Origin of the sequence: uncultured Paraglaciecola sp. (assembly GCF_913058035.1) — a bacterium.
Taxonomy (GTDB): domain Bacteria; phylum Pseudomonadota; class Gammaproteobacteria; order Enterobacterales; family Alteromonadaceae; genus Paraglaciecola.
Genome location: NZ_CAJXPA010000286.1, coordinates 1 through 3,855 on the forward strand (window position 1 = coordinate 1; position 3,855 = coordinate 3,855).

Genomic DNA, 3,855 nt, shown 5'->3' on the forward strand with positions numbered 1-3,855 from the left:
ATATAGATGATTTCATTTATACCAACAAATGTAACAACAAAATTTCACGTTGGGATAGTTCTCACCCATGATAAAAGCCCACCTGAAATGTACTCATTACTGTTTTTGATACTCTAAAAAAAATCCAGCCCTGGGTGACTCTTTTGAGGAAACATAACCCCCACCCCCAATTTCTAAACAAGATAGTTCCGTTCTACAAAGCATTCCCAACGCGCGAAAATTTTATTTTTATGAAAATGGGTCGTTATGTCTGTTTTGAAGTGCATTTTTATATGGATACCTTTTCTAGCTCCTCGTAAGCAGCCATTCAAATCACGAGATCGTTAGGCACGTTTCGGCACATAGCTGCCCTTCTTTGAAAAATTGATAACGACCTAAGATTGCCGTAACCTAGATCGATATGATTTACATTGGATTGAAAAATCAAGAACTAGAAGGACGCCTGTATAGTAGGTACTATTCAGGCGTCCTTCTAGTAAACTGTTATAACTTCAAAGGATTAGAGGCATAGTTACAAAAGTTTCAAATTAAATAGCGAAGGTGTTATTCTTTAACGGCTTCGAGAAATTAAAAGGCATTTAGGAAACAGGGAGTTTGGAAATGGAAATACAGCAACAAAAATTATCAGCGCTGTTGGCAAGCAATGTCAGCGCGATAGTATCTAGTCAACATAAAAGAAAAACCCCAGTCTCTAAGTTCATCACCAACATCAATCATCACAGTTATAACAACACGCCCTGAGGTGGACAGCAAGGCTAATTAACCTTCAATCGCATACTGTAAAAGCGGTGATTTCTTCGCCTTCAGAGCACTTAGATATTTTGATTCATCATAGGGCGTCTTCGTTTTCCAGCATCTAAATACGATGCGTATCCACTTGAAAGCCAACGATCTAATCACCGTATTGTGCGGTTTTCCTTTTGCAATTTGTTGATCATAATAGGCTTTGGCCCAAAAGGAAAAACGCACTGATTGCCCTGCCCATTCAACGAATGTTTGCCTTAGAAATTTAGGACAACTATATCGCCAGTGTGTCCAGGATTTTTGGCCGCTTTGCTCAATGACTGGTGCAACACCTGCATATTTTTGCATTTCAGAGGCGTTACTGTAGCGTGTTCGATTGGTTCCGAAGGCAACCAGTAATCTAGGTGCTAGTTGTGGACCTGCGCCAGGGAAGCTATCAAAAATATTATGATCACTTTGCTGTTTGTAGCGATTCCTAATTTCTTTATCCATTCGCCCGACGGCTTCTACAAGTAATTTCAGCTGAGCAATTAGAATCTCAATCATTAACTGATTGGGTTCAATAATACCGGCATCGTCAGTAAGCGCAAAGGCGTTGCTTATCGCCTTGATACGCCGTTCATTGGTTTCGGAGTATCGTGAATTATGTTGATTAAAGAAATTCAACAGCGTCTGCTTGCGAGCCTTTTTAACACGACTCAGCGAGGGCCACTTGGCGACAAAGTCACAGAATATAGTGCTGTCTTTTTCATCAAACCAATCAAGTACTTGTGGATAATATAACTTGAGAATGGCGGTGATTTTATTCGATAGATCGACTCGATTCTGGACGATGTTCCGTCGTCCTTCTACCAGTAGTCCTAGCGCCCTGATATCAGAACTCTCTGGTTCAATGCAGCTTAGCTTATCCATATGTCGTTCGAGGATTTCCGCTTGAATGAGCGCATCACTGGGATCATCCTTGGCACCGCTTTGTGTAAATGCTTTACGATACCTGGCGACAGTAGAAGGGTTAATGGGGAAGATAACAATATGGTCATACTTCTCAAGGCAATAAATCAAAGGCCCCTTTTTGAGCTCACAAGCAACCGCTACAGGTTTATCAGGGAAACGTTGTTTAAGTGACATTGCCCAGTCATGAATCGCCTCTGGTTTTGAAGCAATGACGGAATAACGTGGAGATTTTACTTTTAAATCGATCTCACAAACATCATGTTTTTTATCGGCCCAATCGATACCGATTAAAACTGAGAAATTTGTAATACAGGGCGCTTTCATAGAACACCTCCAAGGTGTAAAGTTAGCTTTGGAACATAACTATTACTCGCTTCTCGCAGGTCTTATAGATAGTCGGTGGTGCGACAATCCCTGAGTATGCGTCTTGAAACGAGAGACTTCTGCTAGTTCGAATGTCTTGTTATGAACGTCTTGCGCTAGCAGCTCGTTATTCGTAACTAGCAGAAGTATGTTCCACCAAATAACTGACTATGGAAATAATTAATTAGTGGAACGGAAGAACTATAAGCAGTTCGTATGGAATCGCTACACTCTCCACAAAGCGCGGCGTTAGTGCGACAAACCAAGCTTGGAGCATCTTGCAGGGTGAAAGTCCCTGTCGGGCAACGGTTTAGCCAGCCACCCGTATTGAGTGTTGCGTTTGTGGCGGAGCATCGGGATCGAATAAGTCATTCTAGTCAGGGGTGTAAAATCCTCTATCAACGAGCGAACAAAACAGACAAAGCTTACACAGAGAACAAAAACTTAGACACACACACTCTATATTGTATATTTCGCGTTTTTCCATTGTACACAAAAACGCTCTCCGCAATATGTGCCGGTAAGCTGGGTGATATGCATTTTGAAGGAGAGTTTATGTCTATACCTAATAAATCAATGTCGAATGAGTATTCAAAGGATTCGTATTTCTGTGGTAGCTTTTCGAAAAAAATAAAGTATAACAACCTAACTTCTATTGAAGTATGTCTTGAAATAGCTACTCAAATGCCTGCTTGGATTGAATTTCTGATGTCCATGAGAAATTGGATTGTATCCAAACTCGGCTTGAAAGATTTGGGTGGTTAATAAGACGTATCCAGGGAAAAACTAGGTACAGAATATGTTGTAGGTGAACGAGTCGGTATTTTTACGCTGTTAAGTTTAAAGGGGTATGAAGTTGTATTAGAAGACTGTGATAAACACCTTAACGTCCGAGTTTCTTTTTTAGTTGAGCCTGAAGAGGAAGCCGCGATAGTTCATGTAAGCACAGTGGTTCATGTGAATAATGTATTCGGGAAAATATACATGTTCTTCGTTACTCCATTTCATAAAATAATAGTCCCAAGTACGCTGAAAGCCTTAGAAAAGGCATAACATAACGTACAAGTCTGATTTTTAAGCGCGTGCCGATCTCGCTACGCTCAGAACTGGTATTGGTATGCTCTAAACTTAACGTGGCGTTAGGCATTCAGGAATAAGCATCGGAATAACAGGACAGGCACTCTTAAAAATCACCTAATCTACAACCGGAATAAATCGTCGGCTTCAGAAAATAAATAACGTTTTGTGATTAAAAAATGGAATTTAACCTAAAAACCCGTTTTCTAGGTATAGATGCCCGTAAACGTTCGAAGCGTTCTTATTTATTGGTTGATTATTGTTAGTCAGGCAGTCTTTTTCAGAGTTCGCCGCTTTTTAGCAAATTGTGAGGCGTAAAGCTTTTCAAACTACTGGCTTTGTTGGAGCCACTGTTGCCGGTTAATCGATAGCCTTTCAAGTATTGGGGGTAGGTTGATGATAATAGCACCGCGTTTATCGGTTCGAATCATTCGGCCTGTTGTGTCCACTAATTGCAGATAGTCCTTCAGGCTAAATAAAATACCGGATTGTTCTTGAACAGTCATATTACCGTCGAACTGAGCGAGTGGCTTTAGGGGTAAATCAAAACGCCACTATCAATTAAAGAGTGCCTGTCCCTGTGTGTGTTGAGTTAGAGAACTGGGCAACCTGATCAAATAAGGAAATATGGCACTAATGGGTCCTACGCCAATTCACTCATCAACCGCTAAGCTTTCAATCAAAAAAGATAACGCAATACAGCTCATCCTTGAGCTG

The 3,855-nt window shown here is 40.8% G+C and carries 3 protein-coding genes and 1 pseudogene; 3 read left to right on the plus strand and 1 reads right to left on the minus strand.

Features of this window, described 5'->3' with window-relative positions:
* Positions 1-600 precede the first annotated feature (600 nt).
* On the plus strand, positions 601-741 hold the full coding sequence (locus tag QZ562_RS20270) for a hypothetical protein (protein ID WP_293764376.1): 141 nt from the start codon (positions 601-603) through the stop codon (positions 739-741).
* Positions 742-759: 18 nt separating this feature from the next.
* Here the strand turns inward: QZ562_RS20270 and QZ562_RS20275 are convergent, their stop codons facing one another.
* A complete protein-coding gene (locus QZ562_RS20275) occupies positions 760-2,022 on the minus strand; it encodes an IS110 family transposase (RefSeq protein ID WP_293764379.1) in 1,263 nt (420 codons plus the stop codon).
* Between the two features lie 255 nt (positions 2,023-2,277).
* Between QZ562_RS20275 and QZ562_RS21385 the strand changes: the two genes are divergently transcribed.
* On the plus strand, positions 2,278-2,826 hold the full coding sequence (locus QZ562_RS21385; protein ID WP_363315389.1) for a hypothetical protein: 549 nt from the start codon (positions 2,278-2,280) through the stop codon (positions 2,824-2,826).
* A 39-nt stretch (positions 2,827-2,865) separates the two neighbouring features.
* Positions 2,866-3,114, plus strand: a pseudogene (locus QZ562_RS21390) (DUF2867 domain-containing protein); the annotation flags it as partial.
* Between the last annotated feature and the right edge of the window lie 741 nt (positions 3,115-3,855).

Coding starts and splice junctions, on each gene's coding strand:
- QZ562_RS20270 (WP_293764376.1), top strand. CDS start 601: ATGGAAATACAGCAACAAAAATTATCAGCGCTGTTGGCAAGCAATGTC.
- QZ562_RS20275 (WP_293764379.1), bottom strand. CDS start 2,022: ATGAAAGCGCCCTGTATTACAAATTTCTCAGTTTTAATCGGTATCGAT.
- QZ562_RS21385 (WP_363315389.1), top strand. CDS start 2,278: ATGGAATCGCTACACTCTCCACAAAGCGCGGCGTTAGTGCGACAAACC.